The sequence below is a fragment of the Pseudomonas sp. RV120224-01b genome (genome assembly GCF_003208145.1).
GTDB classification, from domain to species: Bacteria; Pseudomonadota; Gammaproteobacteria; order Pseudomonadales; family Pseudomonadaceae; genus Aquipseudomonas; species Aquipseudomonas monteilii.
Genome location: NZ_QKMQ01000004.1, coordinates 1 through 13,166, shown reverse-complemented (window position 1 = coordinate 13,166; position 13,166 = coordinate 1). Strand labels below are relative to the sequence as shown.

Here is a 13,166-nt window from a genome sequence, read left to right as displayed (position 1 = left end):
GGCCCTTGCATGGAACGTATTGCTGTCATCGACTTTGAAACCACCGGTATCACCCCCAGTGCAGGTTGCCGTGCCACCGAAGTGGCGGTGGTGATGCTGGAGGGCGGGCGCATCGTCGAGCGCTACCAGAGCCTGATGAACGCGGGCGTGCCGGTACCGGCCTTCGTTGCCGGGTTGACCGGTATCACCACCGCCATGCTGCGCAGCGCGCCGCCGGTGGACAAGGTAATGAACGAAGTGGCCGAGTTTGTCGGCGACACCCCGCTGCTGGCACACAATGCGGCGTTCGACCAGAAATTCTGGGATTACGAACTGAGCCGCATCGGCCGTAGCCGCCGCCAGTCGTTCGCCTGCTCCCTGCTGTTGTCGCGGCGCCTGCTGCCAATGGCGCCGAACCACAAGCTGGGCACCCTGACCCGCTGGGCCGGGCTGCCAGACACCGGTACCGCGCACCGGGCCATGGCCGATGCCGAGATGGCGGCCAACCTGTTGCAACACCTGGCCGGTGAACTGCGTCAGGCCCATGGTATCCAGCAACTTTCACACGACTTCCTGTGCCGCTTGCAGAAAGTGCCCGCCGCGAAGATTCGCGAAACCTTGGCCAAATACCGTTAAGGCTCCCCACCACCCAAACCGAACGCACCAAAAGTGTGCCGCTCATTTGCGCCGGTTCTGTAACGTATCTTCACCCAGGCAGGCCGTTAAACTGAGTCACCCGTAAACGGATTTCGAGTTTTTCCGATGCCTGCCGCCCGTCGTTTCCCGCTGTTGCTCATTGGTGCTTTCCTGGCCTTGTACCTGGTCTGGGGGTCTACCTACCTGTTCATTCGCATCGGCGTGGAGAGTTGGCCGCCGATGCTCATGGCCGGCGTGCGCTTTCTGATTGCCGGGGGCCTGCTGTACGGTTTTTTGCGCTGGCGTGGCGTGCCGGCGCCCACCTGGCCGCAATGGCGGGCAGCGGGGGCGATCGGCTTTCTGCTGCTCAGTTGTGGCAACGGCGGTGTGACCGTGGCCGAACACGCTGGGGTGGCGTCGGGTGTGGCGGCGCTGGCAGTGGCGACAGTGCCGTTGTTCACTTTGCTGTTTGGCCTGCTGTTCGGGCATCGTAATTCGAAGCTGGAGTGGGCGGGCATCGCTTTGGGGCTGGTGGGCATCGGCATGCTGAACATGGGGTCCAACCTGCAGGCAAGCCCGATTGGCGCGGCGCTGATCGTTTTTGCCGCGGCGTCGTGGGCATTCGGCTCGGTGTGGAGCAAGACCTTGCCGTTGCCCCAGGGGCCGATGGCCAGTGCTGCGGAAATGCTGGTGGGTGGTGCGGTGCTGTTGCTGGGCAGCGTGCTGTCGGGCGAGCGTATGACGCAGATGCCGACTGCCGCTGGCTGGGGGGCGTTGGCCTACCTGGTGTTCTTCGGCTCGATCCTGGCGTTCAGTGCCTACATGTACCTGCTCAAGCATGTGCGCCCGGCAGCCGCCACCAGCTATGCCTACGTCAACCCGGCGGTGGCGGTGCTGCTGGGCATTGTCTTTGCCGGTGAACAGATTGGTGCCGAAGAGTGCGTGGCCATGGCTGTGATCATTGGTGCGGTGGTGCTGATCGGCCTGCCACAGTGGCGCAAGGCGCCCCAGCCCCCTCAGCCGTTGAAAGGCGAAATCTGCAAGTAGGCAGGGGCGATGCGGTAAACTTGCCGCCTTCGCTGAACCCCCTGACGGTATTGCCATGAATTTCGCCAAACTCGGCCTGATCGAACCGCTGCTGCGCACGCTGCAGCAGCTGGACTACACCACCCCGACCCCGGTGCAGGCCAAGGCCATCCCTGCCGTGCTGGCTGGCCGCGACCTGATGGCCGCAGCCCAGACCGGCACCGGCAAGACTGCGGGCTTTGCCTTGCCTGTGCTGCAGCGCCTGGCGCTGGAGGGTGAGAAAGTGGCCAGCAACTCGATCCGTGCGCTGGTGCTGGTGCCCACCCGCGAGTTGGCCGAGCAGGTGCACAACAACGTGCGCGAATACGCCGAGAACCTGCCGCTGAGCACTTACGCCGTGTACGGCGGGGTCAGCATCAACCCGCAGATGATGCGCCTGCGCCGTGGCGTGGACCTGCTGGTGGCCACCCCGGGCCGCTTGCTCGATCTGTTCCGGCAAAACGCGGTGAAGTTCAACCAGGTACAAACGCTGGTGCTGGACGAAGCCGACCGCATGCTCGACCTGGGCTTTGCCGAAGAGCTGCAATCGGTGTACGCCGCGCTGCCACGCAAGCGCCAGACGTTGCTGTTTTCCGCCACCTTTTCCGACCAGATCCGCATGCTGGCGGGGCTGGCGCTGAATGACCCGCTCAGCATCGAAGTGAGCCCGCGCAATGCCACGGCCGCCAGCGTCAAGCAGTGGCTGGTGCCTGTGGATAAAAAACGCAAGGTCGACCTGTTTTGCCACCTGCTGCGCAAACAGCGCTGGAAGCAGGTGCTGGTGTTCGCCAAGACCCGCAATGGCGTTGACCAGCTGGTAGAACGCTTGCTGGCCGAGGGTGTGAATGCCGATGGTATCCACGGTGACCGGCCGCAAGCCACCCGCCAGCGCGCGCTGGACAGTTTCAAGGCCCGCGAGATTCAGGTGCTGGTGGCAACCGACGTGGCGGCCCGTGGTCTGGATATCGATGACCTGCCGCTGGTGGTCAACCTGGACCTGCCGATTGTTGCCGAGGATTACGTGCACCGCATCGGCCGCACCGGGCGAGCCGGCAACAAGGGCGAGGCGATTTCGCTGGTGTGTGCGGATGAAGTGCAACTGCTGGCGGCTATCGAAGTGCTGACCCGCCAGACGCTGGCGCGCCATGAAGAGCCGGACTTCATCCCCGATCACCGGGTGCCGATGACCGATGCCACGGGCCAGGTGATCAAGAAGCCGAAGAAGCCCAAGAAGCCGAAAGAGAACAGCGCCAAGCGTGGGCTGGGGCGCTGGATGGACAGCACTGAAGCGGGTAATGCAGAGCCGGCGGTGAAGGCGGTACGCAAGGTGCCGAGCTTCAATGGTGGGCCGCGTAAGCGTAAGCCTTGAGATTTTTGGGGCCGCTTTGCGGCCCATCGCCGGCAAGCCAGGCTCCCACAGGTAAGGTGCATGGCATTGAACTCAATGCGGTCGAGGTGGGAGCTGGCTTGCCGGCGATGGGCTGCAACGCAGCCCCGACAATCTTTCAGGAAATCCGCGTAACCCAATCCGCCGCCGCCCGCCCGGCGCGCAAGCCGCTGGCAAAGCACGCCGTCAGCAAATACCCCCCGGTCGGCGCCTCCCAGTCCAGCATCTCGCCGGCACAGAACACCCCCGGCATGCCCTTGACCATCAACCCTTCATCCAGCCCCTCGAAGCGCACCCCGCCGGCACTGCTGATCGCTTCATCCAGCGGCCGCGTACGCACCAGCGTGATCGGCAATGCCTTGATCGCCCGGGCCAGCGCCTGCGGGTCGGCAAAGGTCGCCTGATCGGTCAGCTCGCGCAGCAACGCGGCCTTCACTCCATCAATCCCCAACTGGCTGTGCAGGTGTTTGGCCATGGAGCGCGAGCCGCGTGGCTTGGCCAGTGCCTGGGCAATCTTGTCCACAGGCTTGTCCGGCAGCAGGTCGAGCAACAGCAGCCCACGGCCTTCGCGATTGATGGCCTCGCGCACCGGTGCCGACCAGGCATACACCAGGCTGCCTTCCACCCCTTGCGCGGTGAGGATGAACTCCCCCTTGCGCGGTGCGCTGCCCGGGACGCTGAGGGCGATGTTCTTCAGCGGTGCGCCCGCGAACTTGTCCTTGAGCAGTGCGCTCCAGCCCTCAACTTCAAAACCGCAGTTACTCGGCTGCAAAGGTGAGATATCCACCGCCCGTTCGGCCAGCAGCGGTTGCCAGCTGCCGTCGGAGCCCAATCGCGCCCAGCTGCCACCGCCCAGCGCCAGCACCACGACCGAAGCTTTCACCGCACGCTCGCCCTGTGGATAAGCAATCCGCAAGGCGCCATCCGCGTCCCAGCCCAGCCAGCGGTGTCGGGTGTGGATAACTACCCCGGCGTCGCGCAGGCGCTTGAGCCAGGCGCGCAGCAATGGCGCGGCTTTCATGTCGGTGGGGAATACCCGGCCCGAAGTGCCGACGAAGGTCTCGATGCCCAAACCGTGAATCCACTGGCGTAAGGCGTCGGCATCGAAGTCGCGCAGCAGCGCGTCGATTTCGCCCTGACGCCCGGCATAGCGGGAAACGAAAGCCGGGTAGGGCTCGGAGTGGGTGATGTTCATGCCGCCAACACCCGCCAGCAGGAACTTGCGGCCCACGGAAGGCATGGCATCGAACACCTCGACCGCCAGGCCCGCGTGGGCCAGTGCTTCTGCGGCCATCAGGCCGGCAGGGCCGCCACCGATGACGACAGCGAGGGGAGAGGGGGCGGGGTTCAGATCGGGCATGGTGGGCAGCAGGCTGTGGAAAAGAGGCGCATTCTAGCGCAGCGCTGCCCATGGAAGCACTGGTCAAAAAATAATCAGTGTTCTGCAGGCCTTGCCCGCAAAGGGCTACAGCGCCTTTCCCGCAGGTTATCCACAAGCGGTTCCACAGTCATTGTGAACAACCGATGACCCGTGCCGCGCTGTGGTGAAGAATGCCATGGCGCCTGGCCAAGGCCTCGCGGTCCTTGCTGTAGCCGCCGCCGATCACACCCACCACCGGGATATCGCGGCCCAGGCAATGGCGCAGCACTGCTTCGTCACGGGCAGCAACGCCCGCGTCGGTCAGTTGCAGGTAACCCAGCGCGTCGTCCTTGTGCACATCGACGCCAGCGTCATACAGCACCAGGTCGGGTTGGTAGAGGGGCAGCAGGTAGTTGAGGGCGTCGTCCACCACCTTCAGGTAGGCTGCGTCGCCCATGCCGCGTGGCAGGGGGATGTCCCAATCGCTTTGTGCCTTGCGCGCCGGGAAGTTTTGTTCGCAATGCAGCGACACGGTGATGGCCTCGGGTGTGTCGTGCAGAATGCGTGCGGTGCCGTCGCCCTGGTGCACATCGCAGTCGAAGATCAGCACCCGGTGTACCCGGCCAGCCTCCAGCAGGTAGCGGCTGATCACGGCCAGGTCGTTGAAAATGCAGAAGCCGGCGGGGTGGTCGTAATGGGCGTGGTGGGTGCCGCCAGCGAGGTGGCAGGCAATGCCGTGCTGCAGCGCCATTTCGGCGGTCAGCAGCGAGCCACCTACGGCGCGTACGGTGCGCCGGGCCAGCGCTTCGCTCCAGGGCAGGCCGAGGCGGCGCTGGTCCTCGCGGGACAGTTCGCCGTTCATGTAGCGTTCGATGTAGCTGCGGTCGTGGGCCAGGGCGAGGATGTCGTTCGGGCAGATCTCCGGGCGCAGCAGGGCCTGATCAGTGGTCAGCCCGCTGTCGACCAGGTGGTCGTGCAGCAGGCGGAACTTGTCCATCGGGAAGCGGTGTTCGGCGGGGAACTCCGGGCTGTAGTCTTCGTGGTAGATCAGCGGCAGCGGCATGGGGTGTTCGCAATCGGGGCCAGTGCTGATCTTGCCATGGCCGGGGCAGCTTTGCTGCCCAATCGCCGGCAAGCCAGCTCCCACAGGTATTGCGCAAGCCTTGAAGGTGATGGGGACCTGTGGGAGCTGGCTTGCCGGCGATGAGGCCAGAACAGGTGAATGCTAGCGGGCGGCGCTGGCCAATACGCGTTGCCAGTCCGGCTCGTTCAGGCGCCCGAGGATACGCGTCTTGCCGTTGCCATCCACCGACACGAACAGGGCGCTGGCATAGCCGCTTTCACGCTCGCCACCCACAACGTTCTGCTGGCGGGCGAAATGGTCGATGCAGCCGTTGTGGGTCACCAGCACCATGTTATGCCCGGGCCGTTTATGGGCCAATGCCTCACTGGCGAATTGCTTGTCGCAACCTTCCAGCCAGTCTTCGCTGGCCACCGCCTGGCCGAGGATGAAGTGCGCGGTTTGCCGGGTACGCAGTTTAGGGCTGCTGAGCAGGTCGGCATTGTCCAGGCCCAACTGGTGCAGCCCTTGGCCAACGCGGCCAGCGGCCTGGCTGCCGGCCACGGTGATGCCGGTGGGGTCGTCCAGGCAGGGGCCGGGCGCGCTGTCGCAGCGTTCGGCGTGGCGGATCATCACGATCACTGCGCCATCGGCCCAATCTTGCAGCAGGCCGCTGTCACTCAGTTGTTGCTCGTTGCCAAGGTCCACGATGTGCGTCCTCGTCGCCAGCCAGGTGGTCAACGCCGCCACGACCATGCACAGGCCAAGGGCGGCACCGAGGGCTTTGCGGGACAGGCGTCGCTTGCGCCGGGCGTGGATGGCAGGGTGCCCCAGGGTGTTGCTCGATAGCATGCGTTTCTCCAATTGGCATGGCCGCGCCTGGTGCGGCAGTAATGGCGGCATCCTGCCAAGCGCCCTGTCGGGAGGCAGTGAAGGGCATGTGAAAATTGCATTCGGCTGATGACGGCTGGGTGAAACCTGCGCCCGCGCCTACGCTGTAAACTGCAACACGGCAAAACCGGAGCAGGCCCGATGACCCCCATTCTTGAACTGGAAAGCGCACGGCTGGTGCTGCGCCAATGGCATGACGACGACCTGCGCGAGTTCGCCGCGCTGTGTGCAGACCCCCAGGTAATGCGCTACTTCCCGGCGCCGCTGACACGCCTTGAAGCGGCTGCACTGATTGGCCGCGTGCGTGGGCACTTCAACGAGTACGGTTTTGGTTTATGGGCGCTGGAGCGCAAGGACAGCGGTGCGTTCATCGGCATGACCGGGTTGTTGCATGTCGGCTTCGATGCCGATTTTGCGCCAGCTGTGGAAATTGGCTGGCGCCTGGCACGGCGGCACTGGGGCCTGGGTTTCGCCAGCGAGGCGGCGTGGACCTGCCTGCGTTGTGCTTTCGCCCAATTGCGCCTGGAAGAGGTGGTGTCGTTCACTAGCGAGAGCAACCTGCCGTCGCAGAAGGTGATGCAGGCCATTGGCATGCAGCAGGACCTGAACGGCAGCTTCGAACACCCCCGCCTGCCCGAGGGGCACCCGCTGCGCCCGCATGTGCTGTACCGCATCGACCGCGCACACTGGGAAAAGACCCTGCGTGCCTGAATGCACGGCCATGCCCGGCGCGAATGACAAACCCTGTATCATTTGCCCTTATCAAAGAGCGCTGTAGAGACGTGTTGCCTTGCGAGGAGAACCCCCAATGAGTCATGTGTTGGACGACCTGGTCGACCTGTTGAGCCTCGAAGCCATCGAGGAGAACCTGTTCCGTGGACGTAGCCAGGACCTGGGCTTCCGCCAGCTGTACGGTGGGCAAGTGCTGGGCCAGTCCTTGTCAGCGGCCAGCCAGACGGTCGAGGACGCTCGCCATGTGCATTCGTTGCACGGCTACTTCCTGCGCCCGGGCGATGCCAGCCTGCCGGTGGTGTACTCGGTGGACCGCGTGCGCGATGGCGGCAGCTTCAGCACCCGGCGGGTGACGGCGATTCAGAAGGGCCAGACCATCTTCACCTGCAGCGCGTCGTTCCAGTACGACGAAGAAGGTTTCGAGCACCAGGCGCAGATGCCAGATGTGGTCGGCCCGGAAAACCTGCCCACCGAGGTGGAGCTGGCCCGCGCCATGGCCGACCAGTTGCCAGAGCGCATTCGCGACAAGGTGCTGTGCGCCAAGCCGATCGAAATTCGCCCGGTCACCGAGCGCGACCCGTTCAACCCCAAGCCTGGCGACCCGGTGAAGTACGCGTGGTTCCGCGCTGACGGCAACCTGCCCGACGTACCTGCCCTGCACAAATACATGCTGGCCTACGCCTCGGACTTCGGCCTGCTGACCACGTCGTTGCTGCCGCATGGCAAATCGGTGTGGCAGCGCGACATGCAGATCGCCAGCCTTGACCATTCGTTGTGGTTCCATGGCAACCTGCGTGCCGACGAGTGGCTGCTGTACGCCACCGACAGCCCATGGGCCGGTAATTCCCGCGGTTTCTGCCGTGGCAGCATCTTCAACCAGGCCGGGCAACTGGTGGCATCGTCGAGCCAGGAAGGCTTGATTCGCCACCGTAAGGACTGGGCATGAGCCTGGGCGAGGTACGCAACTGGGTGTTCGACATGGACGGCACCCTGACAGTGGCCGTGCATGACTTTGCCGCCATTCGTGTGGCGTTGGACATCCCGGCCGAGGACGACATCCTTACCCATCTGGCAGCCTTACCGGCAGACGTAGCCGCAGCCAAGCATGCCTGGTTGCTGGAGCACGAGCGCGACCTGGCGCTTGCCTCCACGGCGGCCACCGGAGCGGTGGAGCTGGTGCGTGAGCTGGCCGAGCGTGGTTGCCGGCTGGGTATTCTCACCCGCAATGCGCGAGAGCTGGCGCATGTGACGCTGGAGGCCATCGGCCTGGCCGACTGCTTCCCGGTGGAGCACATTCTGGGACGTGACGAGGCCGCACCCAAGCCGAGCCCGGATGGGTTGCTGAAGATTGCCAGTGCCTGGGGCGTGGCGCCGAGTGAGCTGGTGATGGTGGGGGATTACCGGTTCGACCTGGACTGCGGGCGCGCGGCTGGGGCGCGGACAGTGCTGGTGAATTTGCCGGATAACCCATGGCCAGAGCTGGTGGATTGGCATGCGGCGGATTGCCGGGCACTGAAGGTGATGCTGGGCTGACCGTTGTGTCGCCTGTACGGACCCTTTCGCGGGCATGCCCGCTCCCACAGGTATTGTGCAAGTTTCAGGTCCTGCGGCGTCACTGTGGGAGCGGGCTTGCCCGCGAAAGGGCCGGACCTGTCTATGCTGAACCCCACTCTTTCCCCTGATACGGAGACCCACCCATGACCAGCAAAGCCATCTACGTACAACCCGGCGGCGGCTACGACAAGGTCGAGGTCGGCACCAGCGAGGCTGCCGCGCCCCAGGCCGGCGAGATCACCGTGCGCTTGCACGCCAGCTCCCTCAACTACCATGACTTCGCCGTGGTCAGCGGCATGTGGGGCCCGAGCGAGCGGCGCATCCCCATGGCCGATGGCGCCGGCGAAGTGGTCGCAGTGGGGGCTGGTGTCACCGAGTTCCAGGTCGGCGACAACGTGGTCAGCACCTTCTTCCCCGACTGGCTCGACGGCCAGGCCAATGTCGAAGGCTTTGCCAGAGTGCCCGGTGATGGCATCGATGGTTATGCCCGTGAACAGGTCACTGCCCGCGCTACCGCGTTCACCCTGGCACCCAAGGGCTTCAGCCACGCCGAGGCGGCTACGCTGACTACAGCCGGCCTTACCGCCTGGCGTGCGTTGATGAGCGATGACCACCTCAAGCCGGGCGACACAGTGCTGGTACAGGGCACGGGTGGCGTGTCGATCTTCGCCCTGCAGTTTGCCAAGCTGGCCGGCGCCACGGTAATCGCCACCTCGTCCAGCGATGCCAAGCTGGAGCGCCTCAAGGCCCTGGGTGCCGATCACCTTATCAATTACAAGAGCACCCCGGCCTGGGGCGAAAAAGTGCGCGAGCTGACCGGTAATCGCGGCGTCGATCATGTGATTGAAGTGGGCGGCCCGGCGACGTTGGAGCAGTCGATGATTGCCGCACGCATTGGTGGGCATGTGTCGCTGATTGGCATCCTCACCGGGGTGGCGGGGCAGTTGCCGCTGGTACAGGCCCTGGTGCGGCAAATCCGCCTGCAAGGTGTGCTGGTGGGCAGCCGTGCGCAGCAACAGGCGATGGTACGGGCAATCGATGCCAACGGGCTGCGGCCAGTGGTGGACAAGCACTTCGAGCTGGAGCAGATCGTCGAGGCGTTCCGTTACCAGGAAAGCAACCGGCATTTCGGCAAGATTTGCCTGACCTGGTGAGGTGAGCCGGCCGGATGTAACGGCCACGCTACAAGCCACTACATTCGCGCACATCGGCAGCACAGGGCGGCTGGCTAGAATGCCCCGCTCTGTTGCAATTGATTCTCCTCAAGAGGATACCCCGATGTGTTTGCTCCCCCGTTTCTGGCGGCGTGTGCTGCCTGCCTTGTTGCTGTTGGCGTCCTGCCTCGGCTTTACCCAACCCGCCAGTGCCGTGCAAGTGACCGACGTACTTGGGCGCAAGGTCGAAGTCGATCACGCACCGCAGCGCATCGTGCTCGGCGAAGGCCGGCTGTTTTTTGCCCTGGCCTTGCTCGACCGTGACAACCCGTTCCAGCGGGTGGTCGGCTGGCAGAACGACATGCGCCTGCTCGACCCGCACACCTACGAGGTGTACGCGCAAAAGTACCCGCAAATTGCCAAGCTGCCGCTGATCGGCCAGGCCTCCGAGCAGAGTGTCAGTGCCGAGCAGATTCTGGCGCTCAAGCCCGATTTGGCAATCTTCAGCATTGCCGGCGAAGGCCCGACCCAGCACAGCCCGGTGGCCGACTTGCTGGAAAAGGCCGGGGTGCCGGTGCTGTTCATCGACTTTCGCGTGCACCCGATCCGCAATACCCGAGTCAGCATGGAGGCGCTCGGTACCTTGCTTGGGCGTGAACAGCAGGCGCAGGAGTACCTTGGCCTGTACCACCGCCACCTGAAGCGGGTGACTGACGGCGTGGCGGGGATCAAGGAAAGTGAGCGGCCCAAGGTGTTCCTCGAACTGCTGGCCGGCGTATGGCAGGCGCCGGGGCACACCACCGGCAAGAGCGGCCTGGGCAGCGTGGTCGAAACGGTGGGTGGGCATAACATTGGTGCCGACGTGGTGCCAGGTGCGCTGGGCGATGTCAGTGTCGAGTACGTGTTACAGGCCGACCCGGACGTGTACATCGCCACCGGCAACCGCGCGCCGGGTGTGCTGCTGGGTGCCGGTGTCCCCATCGACACTGCACGGCAGAGCCTGGCGAAGATTACCGACCGCCCCGAGTTCGCCCCGCTGCGGCCGATACAGGCGGGCCAGGCGCATGGCCTGTGGCATGACTTCTACAACTCGCCGTTCAATATCCTGGCGGTCGAAGCCATGGCCCGCTGGGTACACCCGGAACGCTTCAAGGACGTGGACCCGCAAGCGACCCTGGGTGAAATCAATCGCCTGCTCAAGGTAGGCCTGGATGGCCAGTACTGGGTCGACGCCAAGTGACGGCGTTGGCCCAGGAAGGCGCGGCGCTCGCGGCCTGGCATTACCGCCGCCTGCTCTGGCGGCGGGCCTTGCTGGTGTTCACGCTGGCGCTGTTGCTGCTGTTCTCGGTGCTGGCCGACCTGGCCAGTGGTGCCTCGGGCATGGGCCTGGGGCAATTGCTGCATGGCATGTTCGACCCGGCGACGTTGAGCGCCACCGAGCGAGTGATCATCTGGAACGTGCGCCTGCCGTACTCGCTGATGGCGGTGTTGGTGGGGGCAGCCTTGGCCCTTGCCGGTGCCGAGATGCAGGCGATCCTCGACAACCCGTTAGCCAGTCCGTTTACCCTGGGGGTGTCGTCGTCTGCGGCGCTGGGGGCCTCGCTGGCGATTGCCTACCCGCTGGGCATCGCCTGGCTGGCACCCAGCGCGCAGGTGACGGTGATGGCGTTCGCCTTCGCTTGCCTGTCAGTGGTGTTGCTGCAAGCCATGTCCCGCTTGCGCGGGGCGGGCGTGGAAAGCCTGGTGCTGTTCGGCATCGCCCTGGTGTTTAGCTGCAATGCGCTGGTCTCGCTGCTACAACTGCTGGCCACCGAGGACGTGTTGCAGCAACTGGTGTTCTGGACCCTGGGCAGCCTGGCCCGGGCCGACTGGCAGAAGCTCGGTATCCTGGCATTTGTGCTGGTGTTATTGCTGCCGTTCTCGCTAAGGGCGGCGCCAGCGATGACCTTGCTGCGCATGGGGGAGGACCGCGCACGCAGCTTCGGCGTGGACACCCGGCGCCTGCGTTTTGCATCGCTGTTGCGCATCAGCCTGTTGTCGGCGACGGCCGTGGCGTTTGTCGGCACCATCGGATTCGTTGGCCTGGTCGGGCCGCATATCGCCCGCTTGCTGGTCGGCGAGGACCAGCGCTTCCTGCTGCCGGCCAGTGCGTTGGTGGGGGCGTTGATGCTGTCGCTGTCGTCGCTGGCCAGCAAGGCGATCTTGCCGGGAGTGATCGTGCCGGTGGGCATCGTGACCGCTCTGGTCGGTGTGCCGGTGTTCGTGGTGTTGGTTTTCCGCCGGGGGAGAAGGTTGTGAGCCTGTTGATCGAGGGTGTATCGGTGGCTTACGGCGCGCGGCAGATATTGCATGGGGTGAGCCTGCCGGCGCTGCCGGCCGGTAGCCTGGTGGCGCTGGTCGGGCCCAATGGCGCGGGCAAGTCCACGCTGCTGCGTGCTTTGGCAGGGCTGGAGCGGATGCGCGGCGGCTTGAGCCTGGACGGGCAGGACGTGACACGGCTGGGTTTTGCCGAGCGCTCGCGGCGCTTGGCCTACATGCCTCAGCAATTGCCGACCGGCATTGCCTTGGGTGTGCTGGAAAGCATTGTGGCGGCCTTGCGCGTGAGCGGTAGCGACGACCTGCTGGGCAGCGCCTACGAGGCGTTGCGCCAGTTGGGTATCGAAGGGCTGGCCGAGCGCTCGCTGGACAGCCTGTCTGGCGGGCAGCGGCAGTTGGTGGCGCTGGCGCAACTGATGGCGCGCAATCCGCAGGTGCTGTTGCTGGACGAGCCGACCAGTGCGCTGGACCTGCATTATCAGTTGCGGGTGATGGGGGCAGTGCGCGAGCGGGTGCAGGCGCACCGGTTGTTGGCGGTGGCGGTGTTGCACGACATCAACCTCGCGGCGAGTCATGCCGACTGGTTGGTGGTGTTGCGTGAGGGCAGGGTGGTGGCCTGTGGGGCGCCTGGGAATGTGCTGCAGCCGGGGTTGCTGGCTGAGGTGTATGGCGTGGAGGCGCGGGTGGAGTGTTGCTCGCAGGGGCGCTTGCAGGTGTTGGTGGACCGGGCGTTGGCCTGACTTTCAAGTTGACGCGGTCATTGGACTGCCCCCAAGAAGTTGGACACCAATCCAACCCTTGGGGGATTTATGGGCAAATACTCAGAGCAGTTCAAGCTCACGGCGATCACGGCCTATCTGGAAGGCAGCAACGGCTTTCGCAAAGTGGCCCGACACTTGGGCATCGATTTCAGTTTGCTTCGGCGCTGGGTTGCCAGTTACCGATCCACCGCCAGCCTCAGTCCCCGCCCACATGGCCAGCGCTACACTGAGGACTTCAAACGGCAGGTACTCAAGCACATGCTTGAGCATC

The 13,166-nt window shown here is 64.7% G+C and carries 14 protein-coding genes; 11 read left to right on the top strand and 3 right to left on the bottom strand.

The window, feature by feature from the left end; all coding sequences use genetic code 11:
- The first annotated feature begins 9 nt into the window (after positions 1–9).
- The 3 genes from N436_RS08375 to N436_RS08365 all read left to right on the top strand — a co-directional run bounded on the left by N436_RS08375 (position 10) and on the right by N436_RS08365 (position 3,049).
- Positions 10–615 carry a PolC-type DNA polymerase III gene (locus N436_RS08375; protein ID WP_028699929.1) on the top strand — a complete coding sequence of 202 codons (606 nt, stop codon included), beginning with the start codon at positions 10–12 and terminating at the stop codon, positions 613–615.
- Positions 616–741: 126 nt separating this feature from the next.
- Positions 742–1,662, top strand: a complete 921-nt coding sequence (yedA, locus tag N436_RS08370) for a drug/metabolite exporter YedA (protein WP_110740795.1) — start codon at positions 742–744, stop codon at positions 1,660–1,662.
- A 55-nt stretch (positions 1,663–1,717) separates the two neighbouring features.
- On the top strand, positions 1,718–3,049 hold the full coding sequence (locus tag N436_RS08365; protein ID WP_105946217.1) for a DEAD/DEAH box helicase: 1,332 nt from the start codon (positions 1,718–1,720) through the stop codon (positions 3,047–3,049).
- Between the two features lie 136 nt (positions 3,050–3,185).
- Here the strand turns inward: N436_RS08365 and N436_RS08360 are convergent, their stop codons facing one another.
- The 3 genes from N436_RS08360 to N436_RS08350 form a co-directional block, all read right to left on the bottom strand.
- Positions 3,186–4,427, bottom strand: coding sequence for a TIGR03862 family flavoprotein (locus N436_RS08360; RefSeq protein WP_110740794.1), 1,242 nt, complete (start codon positions 4,425–4,427; stop codon positions 3,186–3,188).
- 148 nt (positions 4,428–4,575) lie between these two features.
- Entirely contained in the window at positions 4,576–5,490 is a 915-nt protein-coding gene (locus N436_RS08355; protein ID WP_110740887.1) for a histone deacetylase, read from the bottom strand.
- A 162-nt stretch (positions 5,491–5,652) separates the two neighbouring features.
- Positions 5,653–6,339, bottom strand: coding sequence for a histidine phosphatase family protein (locus N436_RS08350; RefSeq protein WP_110740793.1), 687 nt, complete (start codon positions 6,337–6,339; stop codon positions 5,653–5,655).
- Positions 6,340–6,519: 180 nt separating this feature from the next.
- On the opposite strand from N436_RS08350, the gene N436_RS08345 reads away from it, so the two are divergent.
- The 8 genes from N436_RS08345 to N436_RS28900 form a co-directional block, all read left to right on the top strand.
- Positions 6,520–7,089, top strand: coding sequence for a GNAT family N-acetyltransferase (locus N436_RS08345; RefSeq protein ID WP_019097494.1), 570 nt, complete (start codon positions 6,520–6,522; stop codon positions 7,087–7,089).
- A gap of 97 nt (positions 7,090–7,186) precedes the next feature.
- Positions 7,187–8,056: an acyl-CoA thioesterase II gene (gene tesB / locus N436_RS08340; protein WP_016712127.1), complete on the top strand. Its 870-nt coding sequence runs from the start codon at positions 7,187–7,189 to the stop codon at positions 8,054–8,056.
- Entirely contained in the window at positions 8,053–8,643 is a 591-nt protein-coding gene (locus tag N436_RS08335) for an HAD family hydrolase (protein ID WP_105946212.1), read from the top strand. The genes tesB and N436_RS08335 overlap by 4 nt, the downstream gene beginning before the upstream one ends.
- Before the next feature lie 164 nt (positions 8,644–8,807).
- Positions 8,808–9,818, top strand: coding sequence for an NAD(P)-dependent alcohol dehydrogenase (locus tag N436_RS08330; RefSeq protein WP_110740792.1), 1,011 nt, complete (start codon positions 8,808–8,810; stop codon positions 9,816–9,818).
- 124 nt (positions 9,819–9,942) lie between these two features.
- Complete coding sequence (locus N436_RS08325) at positions 9,943–11,058, top strand: ABC transporter substrate-binding protein (RefSeq protein WP_110740791.1); 1,116 nt, start codon at positions 9,943–9,945, stop codon at positions 11,056–11,058.
- On the top strand, positions 11,055–12,116 hold the full coding sequence (locus N436_RS08320) for an iron ABC transporter permease (protein ID WP_105946209.1): 1,062 nt from the start codon (positions 11,055–11,057) through the stop codon (positions 12,114–12,116). Before N436_RS08325 ends, N436_RS08320 begins: the two co-directional genes overlap by 4 nt.
- Complete coding sequence (locus tag N436_RS08315) at positions 12,113–12,874, top strand: ABC transporter ATP-binding protein (protein WP_110740790.1); 762 nt, start codon at positions 12,113–12,115, stop codon at positions 12,872–12,874. Before N436_RS08320 ends, N436_RS08315 begins: the two co-directional genes overlap by 4 nt.
- Positions 12,875–12,943: 69 nt before the next feature.
- The coding region (locus N436_RS28900; protein ID WP_371923303.1) for a transposase at positions 12,944–13,166 on the top strand (223 nt) is incomplete at its 3' end.

Excerpts from the sequence above, each read along its gene's own strand:
- N436_RS08365 (WP_105946217.1), top strand. The coding sequence starts at position 1,718 with ATGAATTTCGCCAAACTCGGCCTGATCGAACCGCTGCTGCGCACGCTG.
- N436_RS08330 (WP_110740792.1), top strand. The coding sequence starts at position 8,808 with ATGACCAGCAAAGCCATCTACGTACAACCCGGCGGCGGCTACGACAAG.
- yedA (WP_110740795.1), top strand. The coding sequence starts at position 742 with ATGCCTGCCGCCCGTCGTTTCCCGCTGTTGCTCATTGGTGCTTTCCTG.
- N436_RS08355 (WP_110740887.1), bottom strand. The coding sequence starts at position 5,490 with ATGCCGCTGCCGCTGATCTACCACGAAGACTACAGCCCGGAGTTCCCC.
- N436_RS08345 (WP_019097494.1), top strand. The coding sequence starts at position 6,520 with ATGACCCCCATTCTTGAACTGGAAAGCGCACGGCTGGTGCTGCGCCAA.
- tesB (WP_016712127.1), top strand. The coding sequence starts at position 7,187 with ATGAGTCATGTGTTGGACGACCTGGTCGACCTGTTGAGCCTCGAAGCC.
- N436_RS08360 (WP_110740794.1), bottom strand. The coding sequence starts at position 4,427 with ATGCCCGATCTGAACCCCGCCCCCTCTCCCCTCGCTGTCGTCATCGGT.
- N436_RS08325 (WP_110740791.1), top strand. The coding sequence starts at position 9,943 with ATGTGTTTGCTCCCCCGTTTCTGGCGGCGTGTGCTGCCTGCCTTGTTG.
- N436_RS08350 (WP_110740793.1), bottom strand. The coding sequence starts at position 6,339 with ATGCTATCGAGCAACACCCTGGGGCACCCTGCCATCCACGCCCGGCGC.
- N436_RS08335 (WP_105946212.1), top strand. The coding sequence starts at position 8,053 with ATGAGCCTGGGCGAGGTACGCAACTGGGTGTTCGACATGGACGGCACC.
- N436_RS08375 (WP_028699929.1), top strand. The coding sequence starts at position 10 with ATGGAACGTATTGCTGTCATCGACTTTGAAACCACCGGTATCACCCCC.